The sequence below is a fragment of the Streptomyces sp. NBC_00286 genome (assembly GCF_036173125.1).
Classification (GTDB): domain Bacteria; phylum Actinomycetota; class Actinomycetes; order Streptomycetales; family Streptomycetaceae; genus Streptomyces.
The window spans coordinates 1,452,035-1,469,677 of record NZ_CP108054.1; the positions used below are offsets into that span (position 1 = coordinate 1,452,035).

At 70.2% G+C, this 17,643-nt stretch carries 15 protein-coding genes; 11 read left to right on the top strand and 4 right to left on the bottom strand.

Features of this window, described 5'->3' with window-relative positions; all coding sequences use genetic code 11:
- Window positions 1-179 precede the first annotated feature (179 nt).
- Genes OHT21_RS06695 through pcaDC form a run of 7 tightly spaced genes read left to right on the top strand, consistent with a single transcriptional unit; the run spans window position 180 to window position 6,624 of the window.
- Window positions 180-935 (top strand): CoA transferase subunit A, encoded by a 756-nt coding sequence (locus OHT21_RS06695; protein WP_328767323.1) that lies wholly within the window; start codon window positions 180-182, stop codon window positions 933-935.
- The gene (locus OHT21_RS06700; protein WP_328767324.1) at window positions 935-1,585 is read left to right on the top strand and encodes a CoA transferase subunit B; all 651 of its coding nucleotides are present in this window, start codon (window positions 935-937) and stop codon (window positions 1,583-1,585) included. The genes OHT21_RS06695 and OHT21_RS06700 overlap by 1 nt, the downstream gene beginning before the upstream one ends.
- A complete protein-coding gene (locus OHT21_RS06705) occupies window positions 1,582-2,784 on the top strand; it encodes a thiolase family protein (protein ID WP_328767325.1) in 1,203 nt (400 codons plus the stop codon). Before OHT21_RS06700 ends, OHT21_RS06705 begins: the two co-directional genes overlap by 4 nt.
- Before the next feature lie 33 nt (window positions 2,785-2,817).
- Window positions 2,818-3,588, top strand: coding sequence for a protocatechuate 3,4-dioxygenase subunit beta (gene pcaH, locus OHT21_RS06710; RefSeq protein WP_328767326.1), 771 nt, complete (start codon window positions 2,818-2,820; stop codon window positions 3,586-3,588).
- A gap of 2 nt (window positions 3,589-3,590) precedes the next feature.
- Window positions 3,591-4,166, top strand: coding sequence for a protocatechuate 3,4-dioxygenase subunit alpha (pcaG, locus tag OHT21_RS06715; RefSeq protein WP_328767327.1), 576 nt, complete (start codon window positions 3,591-3,593; stop codon window positions 4,164-4,166).
- The gene (gene pcaB / locus OHT21_RS06720) at window positions 4,163-5,503 is read left to right on the top strand and encodes a 3-carboxy-cis,cis-muconate cycloisomerase (RefSeq protein WP_328767328.1); all 1,341 of its coding nucleotides are present in this window, start codon (window positions 4,163-4,165) and stop codon (window positions 5,501-5,503) included. Before pcaG ends, pcaB begins: the two co-directional genes overlap by 4 nt.
- The gene (pcaDC, locus tag OHT21_RS06725) at window positions 5,500-6,624 is read left to right on the top strand and encodes a bifunctional 3-oxoadipate enol-lactonase/4-carboxymuconolactone decarboxylase PcaDC (RefSeq protein WP_328767329.1); all 1,125 of its coding nucleotides are present in this window, start codon (window positions 5,500-5,502) and stop codon (window positions 6,622-6,624) included. The genes pcaB and pcaDC overlap by 4 nt, the downstream gene beginning before the upstream one ends.
- Window positions 6,625-7,046: 422 nt before the next feature.
- Here pcaDC and OHT21_RS06730 read toward each other — a convergent pair whose 3' ends face one another.
- Complete coding sequence (locus OHT21_RS06730) at window positions 7,047-7,859, bottom strand: MerR family transcriptional regulator (RefSeq protein WP_328773978.1); 813 nt, start codon at window positions 7,857-7,859, stop codon at window positions 7,047-7,049.
- A 314-nt stretch (window positions 7,860-8,173) separates the two neighbouring features.
- Here OHT21_RS06730 and OHT21_RS06735 point away from each other — a divergent pair, with 314 nt between their 5' ends.
- Window positions 8,174-8,539, top strand: a complete 366-nt coding sequence (locus tag OHT21_RS06735) for a nuclear transport factor 2 family protein (protein WP_328767330.1) — start codon at window positions 8,174-8,176, stop codon at window positions 8,537-8,539.
- A gap of 107 nt (window positions 8,540-8,646) precedes the next feature.
- Here OHT21_RS06735 and OHT21_RS06740 read toward each other — a convergent pair whose 3' ends face one another.
- Complete coding sequence (locus tag OHT21_RS06740) at window positions 8,647-11,292, bottom strand: ATP-binding protein (protein WP_328767331.1); 2,646 nt, start codon at window positions 11,290-11,292, stop codon at window positions 8,647-8,649.
- A 272-nt stretch (window positions 11,293-11,564) separates the two neighbouring features.
- On the opposite strand from OHT21_RS06740, the gene OHT21_RS06745 reads away from it, so the two are divergent.
- Window positions 11,565-12,563: a DUF2510 domain-containing protein gene (locus OHT21_RS06745; RefSeq protein WP_328767332.1), complete on the top strand. Its 999-nt coding sequence runs from the start codon at window positions 11,565-11,567 to the stop codon at window positions 12,561-12,563.
- 145 nt (window positions 12,564-12,708) lie between these two features.
- On the opposite strand, the gene OHT21_RS06750 is transcribed toward OHT21_RS06745, so the two are convergent.
- Window positions 12,709-13,332, bottom strand: a complete 624-nt coding sequence (locus OHT21_RS06750) for a TetR/AcrR family transcriptional regulator (protein WP_328767333.1) — start codon at window positions 13,330-13,332, stop codon at window positions 12,709-12,711.
- A gap of 197 nt (window positions 13,333-13,529) precedes the next feature.
- On the opposite strand from OHT21_RS06750, the gene OHT21_RS06755 reads away from it, so the two are divergent.
- Window positions 13,530-14,330 carry a phosphatase PAP2 family protein gene (locus tag OHT21_RS06755; RefSeq protein WP_328767334.1) on the top strand — a complete coding sequence of 267 codons (801 nt, stop codon included), beginning with the start codon at window positions 13,530-13,532 and terminating at the stop codon, window positions 14,328-14,330.
- Window positions 14,327-15,289 (top strand): hypothetical protein, encoded by a 963-nt coding sequence (locus tag OHT21_RS06760; RefSeq protein WP_328767335.1) that lies wholly within the window; start codon window positions 14,327-14,329, stop codon window positions 15,287-15,289. The genes OHT21_RS06755 and OHT21_RS06760 overlap by 4 nt, the downstream gene beginning before the upstream one ends.
- A 238-nt stretch (window positions 15,290-15,527) precedes the next feature.
- On the opposite strand, the gene OHT21_RS06765 is transcribed toward OHT21_RS06760, so the two are convergent.
- A complete protein-coding gene (locus tag OHT21_RS06765; RefSeq protein ID WP_328767336.1) occupies window positions 15,528-17,582 on the bottom strand; it encodes a phosphocholine-specific phospholipase C in 2,055 nt (684 codons plus the stop codon).
- Between the last annotated feature and the right edge of the window lie 61 nt (window positions 17,583-17,643).

Below are 17,643 nucleotides of genomic sequence, written 5' to 3' on the forward strand. Positions count from 1 at the left end.
CACTGTCTGTACCGAAGCGACCCACACCTCACCTGCAATCACGTGCCATTACGTGCGAACTCTTGACGATCGAACCGACCGATGGCAGCGTGAGGACAACCTCGCAGAAATAGTCAGTGCCCTGAGTAATAAGCTCAGCAACACGGCCACTGGCCGCTCGAAGAGATGGGGCTTCACGGATGGACAAGGTGGTCGCCACAGCCGCCGAGGCGGTGGCCGATGTACCGGACGGCGCATCGCTCGCGGTCGGCGGTTTCGGGCTGAGCGGTGTGCCGAACGTGTTGATCCAGGCTCTGCACGAGCGTGAGGTCTCCGGACTGGGTGTGGTCTCCAACAACTGCGGGGCGATGGAGTCGGGGCTCGCGATACTCCTCGCCGCGGGCCGCATCACCCGCGTCACCGGGTCGTACATCGGGGGGAACAAGGAGTTCGCCCGGCAGTACCTGGCCGGTGAGATCGAGGTCGAGATGATCCCGCAGGGCACCCTGGCCGAGCGGCTGCGGGCCGGCGGCGCCGGCATCCCCGCCTTCTACACGCCGGCCGGCGTCGGCACCCAGGTCGCCGACGGCGGACTGCCCTGGCGGTACGACGGTGAGGGCGGCGTCGCGCTCGCCTCACCGCCGAAGGAGGTGCGGGAGTTCGAAGGCACGGAGTATGTGCTGGAGCACGGCATCCGCACCGACTTCGCCCTCGTACGGGCCGCGAAGGGCGACCGGCACGGGAACCTGGTCTTCAACAAGTCGTCCCGCAACTTCAACCCGCTGGCCGCGATGGCCGGCCGGGTGACGATCGCCGAGGTCGAGGAACTCGTCGAGCCCGGCGAGATCGACCCGGACGCGGTGCATCTGCCGGGGATCTTCGTCCAGCGGGTGCTCGCCCTGACCCCCGAGCAGGCGGCAGACAAGAAGATCGAGCAGCGGACGGTGAGTTCCTGATGGCCTGGACACGTGAAGAGATGGCCGCCCGCGCCGCGCGCGAGCTGGAGGACGGCCAGTACGTGAACCTCGGCATCGGACTGCCGACGCTGATCCCCAACTACCTCCCGCCCGGCGTCGAGGTGATCCTGGAGTCCGAGAACGGCATCCTCGGCACCGGCCCGTACCCGACCGAGGACCAGGTCGACCCGGACCTGATCAACGCCGGCAAGGAGACCGTCACGGTCCTGCCCGGCGCCTCGTACTTCGACTCCTCCCTCTCCTTCGGGATGATCCGCGGCGGCCATATCGATGTCGCCGTACTCGGCGCCATGCAGGTGTCCGCCGGTGGCGACCTCGCCAACTGGGCCATCCCCGGCAAGCTGATCACCGGGATCGGCGGCGCCATGGACCTGGTGCACGGAGCCCGCAGAGTGATCGTCGTGATGACGCACACCGCCAAGGACGGCTCGCCGAAGATCCTTCAGGACTGCGCGCTGCCGCTCACCGGCAAGGCGTGCGTCAACCGGATCATCACGGATCTGGGGGTACTGGACGTGACGGACGAGGGCCTGGTGCTGGTGGAGACGGCGCCGGGTGTCGAAGCCGAGGAGATCATCGCGAAGACCGCCGCGAAGGTTCGCACTCCGGAGGAGATTGAGATCGTATGAGGGACGTCTACATCGTCGATGCCGTCCGCACTCCGTTCGGCAGGTACAACGGCTCGCTGGCAGGGGTACGACCGGACGACCTCGCCGCGCACGCCATCCGTGAACTCCTCGCCCGTACGCCCGACTTGGACCCGTCGCGGATCGAGGACGTGTACTTCGGCAACGCGAACGGCGCGGGCGAGGAGAACCGCAACGTCGGCCGCATGGCCGCCCTTCTCGCGGGCCTGCCCACGTCCGTACCGGGCGTGACCGTCAACCGGCTGTGCGCCTCCGGGCTCGAGGCCGTCATCCAGGCCGCGCGGGCCATCGCGCTCGGCGACGCCTCCATCGCCCTGGCCGGCGGTGTCGAGTCGATGACCCGCGCTCCGTACGTGCTGCCGAAGAGCGACAAGCCCTTCCCGGCCGGGCACACCGAGCTGTACTCGACGACGCTCGGCTGGCGCATGGTCAACCCGAAGATGGACCCGCAGTGGACCGTCCCGCTGGGCGAGAGCGCGGAGTTGATCGCCGACAAGCACAAGATCAGCCGGGAGCAGCAGGACGAGTTCGCGCTGGCCTCCCATCAGAAGGCGGCTCGCGCCCAGGCGGATGGCTTGTTCGACGCCGAGCTCGCGCCCGTGTCGATCCGGCAGCGCAAGGGCGACCCGGTCGTCTTCGGCGCCGATGAATGCGTACGACCTGATGCGTCCCTCGCCGCGATGGCCAAGCTCAAGCCGTCGTTCCGTAAAGACAGCGGCACGGTGACGGCAGGCAACGCGTCGCCTCTCAACGATGGTGCCGCGGCTCTGCTGCTCGTCGACGAGGAGGGCCTGCGAGCCACCGGTCGCGAGCCGCTCGCCCGGGTCTCCGCCTCCGGTGTCTCCGCGATCGACCCGCACTACTTCGGGCTCGCCCCCGTCGAGGCCGTCAACCGCGCACTCGCCAAGGCGGGCAAGCGATTTGACGAGCTGTCGACTCTCGAACTCAACGAGGCCTTCGCCGCCCAAGTGCTCGGCTGCGTCGCCGAGTGGCCGGAGTTCGACCCGGCGGTCCTCAACCCGCAGGGCGGCGCGATCGCCCTCGGCCACCCGCTGGGCGCCTCCGGTGCCCGTCTCGCCGGGAGCGTCGCCCACCAACTCGCCCGGGCTGGCTCGGGAGTTGGCGTCGCCACCCTCTGCATCGGCGTCGGCCAGGGTCTGGCCCTCGTCCTCGAACGCTAAGACTGCCCAGGACCCGCAGGAATCGGAATCCTCATGACACTGACCCAGTCGGACATCGACGTCGAGATCAACGACGCCCAGAACGCGTACGACAAGGCCGTCGCCGGCGGCGCCCCGGTCCGGCACCACCCGCCACGCGACTACGCCCCGTACCGCAGCTCCGTGCTGCGGTACCCCAAGCAGCCGCTCGTCGCGGTGAACGGCGGCGATCCGGAGACGGTCGAGCTGGCCGGTCCGGTGTTCGGTCCGACCGACATCACCGACATCGACAACGACCTCACCGTGCAGCACCAGGGCGAACCGCTCGGCGAGCGCATCACCGTCTCCGGGCGGCTGCTCGACCGCGAAGGGCGCCCGGTACGCGGCCAGCTCATCGAGCTGTGGCAGGCCAACGCCTCGGGCCGGTACGCGCATCTGCGGGACCAGCACCCGGCGCCCCTCGACCCCAACTTCACCGGCGTGGGACGGGCGCTGACGGATGAACAGGGCCGGTACTCCTTCCGGACGATCAAGCCGGGCGCGTACCCATGGCGCAATCACACCAACGCCTGGCGCCCCGCGCACATCCACTTCTCCGTCTTCGGCACGGCGTTCACGCAGCGGCTGGTGACGCAGATGTACTTCCCCAACGACCCGCTCTTCCGGTACGACCCGATCCTGCGCTCGGTGACCGACGAAGCGGCCCGCGCCCGCCTGGTCGCGGAGTACCGCCACGACCTTTCGCAGCCCGAGTTCTCGCTCGGCTACGAGTGGGACATCGTTCTCGACGGTCCCTCCGCCACCTGGATCGAGGAAGGTCGCTGACCATGAGCGAGAACACCACCGGGCAGGTCCTCCCCACGCCCTCCCAGACCGTCGGCCCCTTCTACGGGTACGCGCTGCCCTTCCCCGAGGGCGAGCAGGTCGCGCCGAAGGGGCACCCCGACCAGATCACGCTGCACGGGTACGTCCTGGACGGCGAGGGCAAGCCGATCCCGGACGCCGTGCTGGAGTTCTGGCAGGCGGCTCCGGACGGCTCACTCAAGGGTGCCCCCGGCTCGATCCGCCGCAACCCGGTAACCGGCGGCTACCTCGGCCGCAACGGCACCGACTTCACCGGTTTCGGGCGGGTCGCCACGGACGCCGACGGGCACTACGCGCTGTATACGCTGCCGCCGGGCAACGCCGGGCTGCCGTACATCAGCGTGTGCGTGTTCGCGCGCGGTCTGCTGCACCACCTCTACACGCGGGCCTATCTGGCCGACGGCGCCGACCCGTTGCTCGACTCGCTGCCGGACGGGCGCCGGGCCACGCTGGTCGCACGGCCCGGCGAGCGGCGCACGTACCGTTTCGACATCCGCCTTCAGGGCGAAGGCGAAACGGTCTTCCTGGAGTTCAAGTGACCCTCGGCGACACCGACGGCCTGCTCGCCCCCGGATGGGCAGGGTCTCCCGCCGCGTCCGCGACCGGCGACACCGCCTTTCTCCAGGCGCTGCTGGAGGCGGAGGCGGCGCTCACCCGCGCACAGGCCTCGCTCGGCCTCGCGCCTGCGGAGGCCGCCGCGGCGGTGGACGCGGCGGTCGCCGATGGCGCACGCTTCGACGTCCAGGACCTCGCGCGGCGCGCGCGGGGCGGCGGCAATCCGGTGATCCCGCTGGTCGCGGACCTGACCGCGGCGGTAGGCGCGGTGGACGAGGAGTACGCCCCGTACGTCCACCGAGGCGCGACCAGCCAGGACATCATGGACACGGCGATGATGCTGGTGGCCGCGCGGACTCTTGATCTCGTCCTGGCGGACCTGGCCCGTGCGGAGCGTGCGCTGGCCCGGCACGCTCGGGAGCATCGGGACACGGCCATGCCGGGGCGGACGTTGACGCAGCACGCGGTGCCGACGACCTTCGGTCTCAAGGCGGCGGGTTGGCGGTCCCTGGTGCTGGACGCGCGGGATCGGTTGCAGGCGGTACGTGACTTGCTCCCGGCCCAACTCGGGGGCGCGGCGGGCACGTTGGCGGCCTTCACCGCGTACGGGGCTGCTGACACCGGCGCGCTGGTCGAGGCGTACGCGCGTGAAGTCGGCCTAGCCGCACCGGTGTTGCCGTGGCACGCGCTGCGCACTCCGGTTGCCGATCTCGCGGGCGCCCTCGCGTTCACGGCGGGCGCGCTCGGCAAGACGGCGGCGGATGTGCTCACGCTCAGCCGTACGGAGATCCGCGAGCTGAGCGAGGGATCCGGTGGCGGTTCCTCCGCGATGCCGCACAAGGCGAACCCCGTGCGCGCCACGCTGATCGCCGCCGCGGCCCGGCGTGCGCCGCAGCTTGCCGCGACGCTGTACGGGTCGCTGGCAGCCGAGGACGAGCGCCCCGCCGGTGCCTGGCATGCCGAGTGGGAGCCGCTGCGTGAGCTGCTGCGCCTGGTCGGCGGAGCGGCGCGCGACGCGGCCGAGCTGGCCGAAGGCCTCCAGGTGCACGCGGACGCGATGCGCGCGCACTTGGACCTCACGCATGGCCTGATCGTCTCCGAGCGGCTGTCCGCCGAACTCGCGCCGGTACTCGGGCGGGCCCGCGCGAAGGAGTTGCTCACTCGGGCGGCCGAGCGGGCCACCGCGGAGAACCGTCCGCTCGTCGAAGTCCTCGCCGAGGAGCCCGAGTTGAAGGAACTCGACCTGGCTGTCCTCGCGGACCCGACCCAGTACACCGGCTCCGCTGGAGCCCTCACCGACCGTGCTCTGGAGCGACGTTGACAAGTAGGCTGCTCAACCACCGCGCCGAGGGACCCACCACCGCTCCCCCGCTGTTCCTCGGCCCGTCCCTCGGTACGTCGACGGCCCTGTGGGACAAGGTCGCGCCCGAACTGTCCATCACCCACCGGGTCGTACGCTGGGACCTCCCCGGCCACGGCGGCTCGCCCGCCGACCTGATCGGCCCCGGCGCGACCGTCGCCGACCTCGCCTCACTCGTCCTCTCTCTCGCGGACTCACTCGGCATCGACCGCTTCTCGTACGCGGGGGTCTCGCTCGGCGGCGCGGTGGGGCTGCAGCTCGCGGCGTACCACCCGGAGCGGATCGATCGCCTCGCCGTGATCTGCTCCTCGGCCCACTTCAACGGGTCCAAGCCGTGGGAGGAACGGGCCGCGCACGTCCGCGCGTCAGGTCTTGGCGAGCTTGCAGCGACCGCCAACTCCCGTTGGTTCACGCCCGGTTTCACCGTCCCGGAGCTCGTCGAGGACCACCGCACGGCGGACCCCGACGCATACGCCGCCTGCTGCGACGCACTCGCGGCCTTCGACATCCGCGACCGCCTGTCGCGGATCACCGCCCCGACTCTCCTCATCGCCGGCCGCGACGACCCGGCGACCCCGCCCGCGCATCTGCGGGAGATCGCCGACGCCGTGCCCGGTGCCGCGCTCAGCGAGATTCCGGGCGCCTCGCACCTGGCCCCCGCCGAGCGGCCGGAGGCCGTACTCACCGCTCTGCGCGGGCACTTCGACGGTGGGGCGAAGCGGGGGATGGAGGTGCGGCGGCAGGTGCTGGGCGACGCGCACGTGGACCGCGCGCAGGCCCGGCAGTCGCCGTTCACGGCCCGCTTCCAGGACTTCATCTCGCGTTACGCGTGGGGGGAGATCTGGACGGACGACACGCTGTCGCGGCGCGAGCGCAGCCTGATCACGCTTACGGCGCTGGTCGCGCATGGCCACTATGACGAGTTGGCGATGCATGTGCGCGCGGCTCGGCGTAATGGGCTTACGCCCGAGGAGATCGGCGCGGTGCTCTTGCAGACGGCTGTGTATTGCGGGGTTCCGGCGGCGAACTCGGCGTTCGCGGTGGCTCAGGGGGTGTTGGCTGAGGAGGACGGGGTGCGGTGAGACGGGTGGGGTCGCCCTCCTGCCCCGAGTGCGAACCGCCACTGGGGCTTCGCTCTGGATCCCCCCTTCAAAGTCCCCAAAGGCTTGACTGTTCGCGGCGCGGGCCGAATCCGCGGATGGAGTCGCGCCGAAGCACGACGCGACGGCTGGGACAGTGACACGCGAAAGGCCTCGGCTGGTTCAGGGAAGCCCGGATGCTGCTGCCCGTCGGCAGTGCGGGCGCTCCGGCCGACACCGCTGGCCCCGGCGGGAGGCGGTTGCAGGAAAAAGTGACAGTCTGCCGCCCGTCTGTCACATTCCCGCGACAGACCACCTGGCCCACGAGGATTCGCCGAGAACGTACTGGGCGGGCGGAGGTCTCTACTCGGGTGGGCACTCCGTGCGGACTCGTCTGGTGCCGTACCTGAGCGTGACGAGGGTATTCAGCGGCGGGCGACCGGCTCTTGCAACTCGGTCACCGCGTGGTCGCCGCAGTGCGGGCAGGAGAGAGTGATTTCACGGGCGGGGCCCATCGACGTATAGCCATTTGTGTCGATCCAGTGGGCAAGCGCCTGAACGCTGGGGATGACCTGCTCTGCCGGCCCTTTGTGCACCAGTGTCGCGGCTTCCACCTCCGGTAGATCCACCACGGAGAAGTCTCCCACCGGGGCCGGCTCAGAGTCGACCGGGATGGACGCATGCACGGTCACCGGCCCCTCGGGGTTCTCGTAGTACGCGACGGCCGCACCGCTCGCCCGGAGCCCGGCGGCCTGCATCCGGCTCCACAACTCCTCGTAGAGCGAGGTGATCACCGGGGTGATGAGTTGCGGCTGGAAGCTCTCCACAACGGCCGTCAGCTCTGCCACACGCATCGCCGGGATCCGTTTGATCACCACGTCGTCAGACGACATCTGTCCCTCACTCTCGATCATCCGAAGCCTCGCCTCGACCTGCGCCATCCGCGCCGCGTCGGCCGCCATGGCCGACTCGAGCTCGGCCCGGCGCAACCGCAGCATCCCGCGCAACTCGCCCGCCTCCAGTTCACCGTCGAGGATGGCGCTTACCTGATCCAGGGTGAGGCCAAGCTCCTTGAGCGCGATCACACGGTTGAGCCGGGCCAGTTGGTCGGCTTCGTAGAACCGGTAGCCGGTGTGCGGGTCGACGTGGGCAGGGCGCAACAACCCCACGGCGTCATAGTGGCGCAGCATGCGCACCGATACGCCGCCGTACTTAGCGAATGCTCCAATGCTGAACATGACATCGGCCACTTCACTGGCTGACACAGTGTGAGAGTCAACCCAATCTTCGCAGTACCGCGCACCAGGGTCTGGACGGACGTGGACCAAAGAGAGACCCCCTAGGCCCCTCACCTCGCGCACCGGCTCGTAGCCGTCCCACCGATGCCATCAACGTCAGCCGACGAGTTTGGTGACCTGTTGCCCACAAGCCACGTTGGCTCTGTTCACGCAGGGACAGCACCTCGAGATTGGACAGCACCGTGGGTACTGCTGTTCGCGTTGCATGAAACTATTCGCTGTGCATCGGCGACAGGTATCCATAGGGTCCGTATATGCCGGACGAGAGCGAGCGGGCCGTGCAAGCGGCCATTGAGGGGGAGTTGCGGCTGCTCGATCCGCAGGTGCGTGCTTCTCCAGTCCAGGTCTCGGAGCTCTTGCATCCGGATTTCACCGAAATCGGAGCGTCGGGCCGCTTGTGGGACGCAGAGTCGATCCTCACGGTGACGAGTGCTGGGATGGTGTCCCCGGATTCCCCGGTCAAGGTCAGCAAGATGTCAGGAGCAGTCCTTGCGCCGGGCGTCGTTCACTTGACGTACTTCGCCGACAACCAAGGGCGCAGGGCCCGGCGGAGCTCCCTCTGGCGACTGACGGAAGCAGGCTGGCGCCTGTATTTCCACCAGGGGACTTTGTCCGGCTGACGAGTGCTGCGCTGCTACGCGGCACAGCATGCCGCAGGGAGTTCACGTAGCAGCGGTGTCTGGCCGCCGCTCCGATTCACTTCGGTGGCCCCGGCCGGCCATCCCAGTCAGCGCAGCCTCTCCAGCGCCTCCCGCGCCCTCGTCACCAACCCGTCCGCTCCGCAGGAAGCGGCCAAGGTCAGTCCCTGCTCGAGTTCCGATGCCGACCGAGACGCGATGCCGTAGTCGATGCGGGCCTGGGCGTGTTCGTAGGCGGAGGGGGAGGATTCCAGGTAGGTGACTGCTTGGGCGTAGAGGTCGGTTGATCGGGGGGCGGATTCCAGGGCGGCGGCGCAGCGGAGGGCTTCTCCTATGGCTGTGTCTGTGCCGAAGCGTTCGGCTTGGGCGCGGAGGTCGGAGGCGATGTCCGCTGCGCGGCGGGGGTCGGAGGCGGCGAGGGCTCGGGCCAGGTCGCCGGCCCAGGGTGCCATCACGGGGTTGTGGCCGCCGCGGGAGGCGGCCGTTTTGGCGGCGACCTCCAGTTCGTTGATGCCCTCTTCGACTCGGCCGGTGGCGATCAGGAGGCGGCCGCGGACGGAGTGGGTGTCGGGGGTGACGTTCGTGGAGGGGTGGGGTGGCTCGAAGGCGTAGCGTTCGGCGATGTTCTCGGCCTCGTCTACGTGGCCGCGGGCAAGCAGGGTGTCGATGAGCATGCAGGCCACCAACCAGTGCATGGGCAGGCGCCGGCCCACCCGGTCGACGAACCTCAGTGACTCGCGCAGGAAGTCCTCCGCGTCGCGGAGGCGGCCTCTTCTGCGGTGCACATAGCCGCTGTAGGCGAGCGCGAGGGCCAGATGGCCGCCGCTCCAGCCGGCGATCTCGTACGAGCGCCGGGCCTCGGTGAAGAGGCTCTCGGCGCGGTCGAGCCGGTCCGCGAACGTGTAGGAGAGGCCGAGCATCATCAGGAGCTCGAAGGTCCACTCGGTGTCGGTCCAGCCGAGTCCGGGCGCGAGGCGGCCGTTGACGAGGGCACGGTCGCAGAGTTCGACGACCTCCTCGGCGTTCTCGCCGCGGGTCGCCGCGTCGAAGGCGCGCAGGATGAGCAGGGCGCGCTCGGAGTTGTCGCGGCCGGTGAGCGGTTTGACGAGGTCGGCGAGGCGGCGGGAGCGACCGGGTGCGTCCTGTTCACCGGTGTGGAGGCCTTCCCACATGTAGTGGACGGCCTGCAGCCGCATCCGCTCGGGGCCCGGCTTGAGCTGGGCGACCTCCTCGTCGATCGTGCGGATGGCCTCCTCCAGCTGGTCGTTGTGGACAAGCGCCTGGGCGAGACGGCAGACGGCGTCGACGCGCAGTTCGCGATCGAGGCCGTGCAGGGTGAGTGCCTCCCGCAGGTGCTGGATGGTGGTGGCCGGGGAGGTGAGGAGGGTGGCGCAGCCCAACTCGTAGAGCACGCGCGCGTGGACCTCGGGCAGCGGGGGTTCGAGCAGGGCGCGCTCGAGACAGCGGCGGGCCGCTTTCGGGGCGCCGACGGCGAGGTGCTCGCGGGCGGCCTCGCGCATCTGCGCGACGAGTTCGGGGTCGTCGTCCGGGTGTACTTCCAGGAGGTGGCGGGAGGCCGCCGCGGCGCCTAGGCCCGAGGCGGTGACGACGGAGGCGGCCACGCCGTGCATGGCGGTGCGCAGGCCGTCCGGGATGGAGCGGTAGACGGCGCCGGCGATCAGCGGGTGGACGAACTCCAGCTCGCCGTCGGCCACTTCGCCGTTCACGTGGTCGGCTTCGGTGAGGATACGAGCCGCGCTCAACAGTTCCGCGCAGCGCTCGGCCTCGTCCAGTGGCATCCCGGCGAGTTCGGCCGTGAGGTCGAGGGTGATCCGGGTGCCGAGGATCGCGGCGGCCCAGGCGAAGCGGGTGGCGTCGACGCCGAGCCCTTCGAGGCGGTCGACGAGGCCTTTGCCGCGTGCCGACTGGTTGAGTCCGCGCAGTTCGGCGGCCGATTCCTCGACCGGTTCGAGTGCGCTGTCCTGGACTTTGGCGAGGAGTTCCACGGTTTCGTACGGGTTGCCGCCGGTGACCGCCCACACCTCGCGGCAGAACGGGGTGTCGGCGTGTTCGCCGAGCGTGGCGCGGGTGAGTCCGGCCGTGGCGTCCGGTGTCAGCGCGCGCAGGGCGGCGGTGGGAAGGGACTTGGCGCCGATCGCGTCGAGATGGCGGGCGCTCTCGCCGGTGACTCCCGTGGGGCGGCGGGCGACCACGACGAGGACAGGCAGGTCGCCGAGGCGTTCGGTGAACGCGGCCAGCCAGTGCAGGGTCTCCTCGTCGGCCCAGTGCGCGTCGTCCACGAGCAGCACCAGCGGCCACTCGCGCCGGGCGAGCCTGCGCACCGCCGCGACCAGTCCGTCGCACACGTACTGCGGATCGGCCTGGCGCTCGCCCGCCTCCGCTATGCCGAGGGCGGGTCCGGCGATGTCGTACCAGTCGCCGAAGTACTCGCGCGCCTCATCCGGCATGAGCGATACGAGCGCGGGCTGCAGCAACTGCCGTACGACATTGAACGGGACGGATGTCAGGGTCTCGGCGCCGCGTGCCGACCACACCGTGCAGCGGCGGTCCAGCGCGATCCGGCGGGCCTCGGCGAGCAGTGCGGTCTTCCCGATGCCCGCCTCGCCGCTGAACACCAGCACGCTGCCCGCGCCCGAACCGGCGCACAGCGCGTCGACGGCCTCCGCGATCGCGGAGAGTTCCGCGTCGCGCTCCCAGAGGGGAGCCTCCGTCATCCCGCTACCTCCCCAGGTCGCCCAAATGACGTACAGGCCACGAGCCTAGTCCTCCCCGAGCCGTCATGGCGCCTGGCCGGGACGCCTGTTGCCGTCACGGGTGACAGCCGCGGACGCAAGACGACGGAGGAGGCCGCCGACCAGGTCCGGCGAACGTCGCCGATCGTCAACAGGCGGTCCGTACACGGGAGTCGGCGAATTGCCCGGAGGCGAGACTAAATCGGTAGGGACCCTCTCATCTTGAATTCACACGAGCCACATACCGTGTCCCCATGACCCACGTGACTCCCCCCGGCTGGTACCCCGACCCCGGGCAGACAACTGACGGCGGCCCCGCCACACAGCAGCGCTGGTGGGACGGAGAGGCGTGGACGGAGCAGACCCGTCCCGCCGCGGCGGCGGCCGGATGGGGGCCACCGGCGTACGCGGCGTCCCCCGGGGCGACGTACCCGGGCGCGTATCCGGGGGCGTTTCCAGACATGCCGCCCCGCTCTCCGCGCCGCGGCCTGCGGATCGGCATCGCGATCGCCGCGGCGGTGGCGGTGCTCGCGGGCATAGGCGGCGGGGTGTACGCGCTGACCTCGGGCGACGATTCGAGTGGCAGCGATCAGAGCAACGCCCGCCCGGCACCCACCCAACCGGGCCCCGAAGGAGAGGATCGCGGCGGTCAGGGCGGACCACCGGACGACGGTGAGAGCCAGGCTCCGGAGCAGCCGGAACCGCCGCAGACCGAGGAGGGTTACGCCACCGATGTGCTGAGCGGCATCAGCATTCCGGTGCTCGACGGCTGGACGGGGCAGTCCGGGGAGAACGGTGGTGCCTCGGTGTCGACGGGGCCGTATCCCTGTCCTGGTGACACGTCTCAGCAGTGCGTGCGCGGCGGCGCCAACTCGTTGCCGGCCGCGGCCCTGGAGATCAAGGCGACCACCGCCGAGGCGGCGGCGAAGGAGGACATCTCCAAGAACGCCGAGGAATCGTACGGCGGCCCGACCTACGGCAAGATCACCTCGAACACCGAACTCGTCTCCAAGGCGGTGACCGTGGCGGGCGAGAAGGGCTACGCGGTCCGCTGGAAGGTCGTCACCAGCAAGGGCGACGACGGCTACGTCGAGTCGCTGGCCTTCCCGTCCCCGGCCAACCCGGACATGCTCGTGATCGTCCGCTTCGGCTTCGACGACAACGAGAAGGCCCCGAAGCTGTCCGTCATCGACGAGATAACCAAGGGCATCAAGGAAGCCGAGGGTGGTGGCGGCAGCGGAGAACGGGTCTGAGGGTCTGACATGGATCCGGCCGGGTGGGGTGCCTCTCCGCTCAAGGAGGCTCCCACCCGGCCGGGGGTACGCGCCGCCCCCGTCCCCACGGTGCGGCGCGAACAGGCCGTCGTCCGGTCGTTCCACGGAGCCGACGGCCTGAGTCTCAGGTGACCTCCGTCAGTCCGAGGGCGGGGATCAGGGCGGCGTCCACGTAACGGACGAGATAGTCGGCGTCCGCGTACCGGCCCTCCAGGATCGGGCGTACGCGGATCATGCCGAGCAGTTGCGCGGGAACGAACTCCAGGGCCGGCTGGTCGGCGGCGATCTCGCCGCGGTCGACGGCGCGTTGGAGCATCTCCTTGATGGCCGCGCGTTCGGGTTCGATGAGCGCGTCGTGCAGCGCGCACCGCAGTTCCGGGTCCTGCATCACGGCGTGCCCGAGAGCCTGTACGAGCTTGGTGTCGTCGTCGGACCGCTCGCCCGCGGCCCGTGCCGCGGCGCGCAGATCGCCCGCGAGCGAACCGGTGTCGATGCCCGCGAGCCGCGGAGAGTGCAGGGCGCGCAACGCCGCCGCCACGAACTGGGGCTTCGTCTTCCACTGCCGGTAGAGCGTGGACTTGCTGCACTTGGTGCTGGCGGCGATGCCCTCCATGCTCAGCGCGTCATAGCCGCACTCGCGGATCTGGTAGAGCGCGGCATCGAAGAACTCCCGCTCACGCTCGGGCGTGAGCTTCGAGCGGCGCGCGGCGACGACCGTCTCCGGCTCGTCCGCTGCCTGCGGCTTCATGGCTCTTCTCCTCGCTCGTCTCCGGGGCCCGGCGGCCTGTCCTGTGGCCTGCTTCGCGGCCCGCTTCCAGTGTGACGCAGGCCCACCGATACGCCACTGTACCGAAACAGAATAGTTTCGGTACAGTGGCGTATCGGTACGGCGGCGTATCGGTACCTTCGCGTATCGATGAATCATGGACAGCAAAGGGGCCGGGGATGGCAGCGCCAGCAGAGCCTGCAAGAGACGGGGCCACCGCGATACGGCGGCCGCCCCTGGTCCGCGAACTCCTGCTCGTCGCAGGGCTCTTCCTCGTCTACAAGCTCGGCCGGCTCCTGGTCACCGGCCACACCGGCGAGGCCTTCCGCAACGCCAACCAGGTCTGGGACTTCGAGCGGGCCCTGCATCTGCCCGGCGAGGGCGCCGTACAGTCCGCACTGCTGGGCAGCGACACCCTCATACACATCGCGAACACCTACTACGCGACCGTGCACTTCCCCGCCACCGCCGCCTTCCTCATCTGGCTGTATCTACGCCGCCCCACGCACTACCTCTGGGCCCGCCGCGCTCTCGCCGCGATCACCGCCGCCGCCCTGGTGGTGCACCTCACGTACCCGCTCGCCCCGCCGCGGATGCTCGGCATGGCGGACCTCGTGGACACCGGGCAGGTGTACGGGCCGACGGTGTACGGGGCCTCGCCGGAGGCGGACTCGCTGTCGAACCAGTTCGCGGCGATGCCGTCGCTGCACTTCGGGTGGGCGCTGATGGTGGCGATCGGCCTGATCGTCGCCACCAGATCGCGCTGGCGCTGGCTGTGGCTGCTGCACCCGCTGCTCACCCTGCTGGTGATCGTCGGTACGGCCAATCACTACTGGCTCGACGCGGCCGTGGCAGCGGCGCTGCTGGGCGGCGTACTCGCGCTGGTCCGCCTGCCACACCGGACGACGACGACCGCGAACGAGCCCTTGGAGCCCGTGACTTCGGCGAAGGCACCGGAACTCGTGGGAGCCGTCCGATGAACGCCACCGTCCTCGCCGTCGTCCTGTCCCTCTTCTCCTCCGTCGCCTACGCCGCAGCTGCCGTCGCCCAGGAGCGGCTGGCCTCCCGGAACTCCGACTCCGGTGCGCTGCGTCTGCTCGGCAGCGGCGCGTGGTGGTGGTCGGTCGCGCTCAACGCGTCCGCCGCGCTGCTGCACGTGGCCGCCCTCAAGTACGGTCCGCTCACCCTGGTCCAGCCGCTCGGCGCGCTCACTCTGGTCGCCGCGGTGCCGTTGGGCGCGCGGATGGCGGGGCGGCGGGTCAGTGCCGTCGAGTGGCGCGGTACGGCGCTCACGCTGGCCGGGCTCGCCGCGCTGCTCGTCACGGCGTCCGGGCCGGCGCCCGACCAGGTGCTGAGCGCGCCGGAAGCCCTCGCCGTCGCGGGCACCACCGCGGCCGTGATCGGCCTCCTCGCCCGGCCCGGCACCCGCCCCGGCCTGCGACACGCGACCGCGTCCGGCTTCGCCTCGGGCGTCGCCTCCGCACTCACGCAAACCGTGACGGTGGCCGCGACCGACCGCTCGGGTCCCCTCCTCAGCGTGCAGGTGATCGTGGTGGCCCTGCTGGTCGCGGCCTTCGCGGCGGGCGGACTCCTGCTGGCGCAGACCGCCTACCGCGACGGCCTCGGCGCACCCCTCGCGGTGGTGACGCTGGCCAACCCTGTGGCCGCCGCGATCATCGGCCTCGCCCTGCTCGGCGAGGGCCTGCGAGGCGGAGCCGCGGGCGTGCTGCTCGCGCTCGCGGGGGCGGCGCTCGCGGCCCGCGGCGTGGTGATGCTGTCCCACCCGGTCCCGGAGCCCGCTCAACTGCCCACGGAGCAGCCCGAAGAAGCCGAGGAGCACCCGGTCGCCGCGGTGCTCGCGCTGAACCCCGAATCGGCGTCGTACGAACCGGCGTTGGTGCCCCGGCGACCCGCGCCAGGACACCTCACGCCGCTCTGAGTGACGTACGGCCGACAGTCCTTCCCGATCACATTCCGCTGCCCGCACCTAGGGCGTTTCTGATGGATCGCCGTGGAGGAAGGAGCGGCGTCCGGTGCGTGCGATCGGCGTGCGGTGTGAAGGGTCATGTGGCGGAGCCACCTATCCCTTCGCGCCGTGCGGCATGGGGGTCCCCCCGCTCGAGCGGAGCCGAGAGTGAGGGAGTGCGTGCTGGGCGTCGTGACGCCGCGGAAGTCCATCAGAAGCGCCCTAGCGCCGGGTCGCTCACCCCCGGCCGCCCGTTCTCGACATGTCCGGCGAAGCGCCGCAGGAATGGGCTGTCGGTGCCGGAGGCGACGACGGTCAAGTCGTACCAGCGCCTGCTCGCCCGCAGATCCACGGTGTGCCGCACGGTCGCGCCGGGCCGCACCTTGAACGTCCTGGGCCGCCCGCCATAGCTGTTGCCGACCTTGAACGTCACCGTGCCGGAACCCTTGTTCGTGAAGGTCAGCTCCACGTCGTCCCCGGCATGCCGCGCGGTGACCTCCGGTCCGGCCGCCTTGCCGGAGCCCTTGAACGTGCGCAGGAAGCCGTTCGGCCCGTGCACCGTGAGGTCGTACGAGCCGTTCGAGTACACGGAGTTCCAGGTGTCCGACACGCTCTTGCCGGCCTCGGTGGTGTACGTCCACGGGCCGTCGGTGCGGTTGCCGGAGGTGACGTGGAAGGAGGCGCCCGCCTTCTTGCCGGAGGCGAAGGTGAGCGTGAACGTGCCGGCCGCCGGGTCCGCGGAACCGTCCACCCTCGGCGCGTACTTCAGGGGGCGGGACGAGCGCAGGCCGCGCTCCTGCTTCGGCATGCTCGGGTCGGCGGGGACCGTCGGCTTGTAGTCGGGGTGGCGCTCGCGGTCGGCCGGTTCGTACTCGTCGGTGTCCGGCAGGGCGGCCGGCCTGCTGTCCTTGCGGGAGAAGTCGAAGGCGGAGGTGAGGTCACCGCAGACGGTACGCCGCCACGGCGAGATGTTCGGCTCGCGCACCCCGAAACGGCGCTCCATGAACTGGAGGATCGAGGTGTGGTCGAGGGTCTCGGAGCAGACGTAACCGCCCTTGCTCCAGGGCGAGACGACCAGCATCGGCACGCGCGGGCCGAGTCCGTACGGGCCGGCGACGTACTTCGAGTCCCCCGGGAACAGGTCCAGGGTGACGTCGACGGTGGACTTGCCCTGTGCGGCGGACCGCGGAGGCAGCGGCGGCAGGACGTGGTCGAAGAAGCCGTCGTTCTCGTCGTACGTGATGAACAGCGCGGTCTTCGACCAGACCTCGGGGTTGGAGGTGAGCGCGTCCAGGACCTGGGCGATGTACCAGGCGCCGTAGTTCGTGGGCCAGTTGGAGTGCTCGGAGAACGCCTCGGGGGCGGTGATCCAGGAGATCTGCGGCAGCTTGCCCGCCTTGACGTCGGCCTTCAGCTGGTCGAAGTAGCCGTCGCCGTTCTTGACGTCGGTGCCGGTGCGGGCCTTGTCGTAGAGCGGGTCGCCGGGCTGGGCGTTGCGGTACTTGTTGAAGTACAGCAGCGAGTTGTCGCCGTAGTTGCCGCGGTAGGCGTCCTGGATCCAGCCCCAGGAGCCCTTCGCGTCCAGGCCGTCGCCGATGTCCTGGTAGATCTTCCAGGAGATCCCGGCCTTCTCGAGGCGCTCGGGGTAGGTCGTCCAGTCGTAGCCGAGCTCGTCGTTGGCCATGACGGGTCCGCCGCCCTGGCCGTCGTTGCCGGTGTGACCCGTCCACATGTAGTAGCGGTTCGGGTCGGTGTTGCCGATGAACGAGCAGTAGTACGCGTCGCAGACCGTGAAGGTGTCGGCGAGCGCGTAGTGGAAGGGGATGTCCTCGCGGGTCAGGTACGCCATGGTCGTGGTGCCCTTCGCGGGAACCCACTTGTCGTACTTGCCCCCGTTGTAGGCGGCCTGCCCGTCGGACCAGCTGTGCGGCAGGCCTTCCAGGAACTGCATGCCGAGGTCGTCGGCCTCCGGGTGGAAGGGCAGCAGGTCCTTCGTGCCGTCCGACTGGTGCCAGACCGACTTGCCGCTCTCCAGGGTGACCGGGCGCGGATCGCCGAAGCCGCGGACGCCTCTGAGGGAGCCGAAGTAGTGGTCGAAGGATCTGTTCTCCTGCATCAGGACGACGATGTGCTCGACGTCCTCGATGGTGCCGTGGCGATACCCGGCGGGGATGGCCGCGGCCCGGGCGATGCTGTCCGACAGCGCGGTGAACGCCGCGGTGCCGCCTGCGAGTTGGAGGAAACGACGCCGATTCACTTCAGACATGGCCGGAGACCTCTTGTCCTGACGTTGGTGCGACACGGGGGACCTGAGCGGGCTGAGTGTT

Excerpts from the sequence above, each read along its gene's own strand:
- OHT21_RS06765 (WP_328767336.1), bottom strand. The coding sequence starts at position 17,582 with ATGTCTGAAGTGAATCGGCGTCGTTTCCTCCAACTCGCAGGCGGCACC.
- OHT21_RS06735 (WP_328767330.1), top strand. The coding sequence starts at position 8,174 with ATGCCGGACGAGAGCGAGCGGGCCGTGCAAGCGGCCATTGAGGGGGAG.
- pcaH (WP_328767326.1), top strand. The coding sequence starts at position 2,818 with ATGACACTGACCCAGTCGGACATCGACGTCGAGATCAACGACGCCCAG.
- OHT21_RS06750 (WP_328767333.1), bottom strand. The coding sequence starts at position 13,332 with ATGAAGCCGCAGGCAGCGGACGAGCCGGAGACGGTCGTCGCCGCGCGC.
- OHT21_RS06760 (WP_328767335.1), top strand. The coding sequence starts at position 14,327 with ATGAACGCCACCGTCCTCGCCGTCGTCCTGTCCCTCTTCTCCTCCGTC.
- OHT21_RS06700 (WP_328767324.1), top strand. The coding sequence starts at position 935 with ATGGCCTGGACACGTGAAGAGATGGCCGCCCGCGCCGCGCGCGAGCTG.
- OHT21_RS06740 (WP_328767331.1), bottom strand. The coding sequence starts at position 11,292 with ATGACGGAGGCTCCCCTCTGGGAGCGCGACGCGGAACTCTCCGCGATC.
- OHT21_RS06745 (WP_328767332.1), top strand. The coding sequence starts at position 11,565 with ATGACCCACGTGACTCCCCCCGGCTGGTACCCCGACCCCGGGCAGACA.
- OHT21_RS06755 (WP_328767334.1), top strand. The coding sequence starts at position 13,530 with ATGGCAGCGCCAGCAGAGCCTGCAAGAGACGGGGCCACCGCGATACGG.
- OHT21_RS06705 (WP_328767325.1), top strand. The coding sequence starts at position 1,582 with ATGAGGGACGTCTACATCGTCGATGCCGTCCGCACTCCGTTCGGCAGG.
- pcaG (WP_328767327.1), top strand. The coding sequence starts at position 3,591 with ATGAGCGAGAACACCACCGGGCAGGTCCTCCCCACGCCCTCCCAGACC.
- OHT21_RS06730 (WP_328773978.1), bottom strand. The coding sequence starts at position 7,859 with ATGTTCAGCATTGGAGCATTCGCTAAGTACGGCGGCGTATCGGTGCGC.
- OHT21_RS06695 (WP_328767323.1), top strand. The coding sequence starts at position 180 with ATGGACAAGGTGGTCGCCACAGCCGCCGAGGCGGTGGCCGATGTACCG.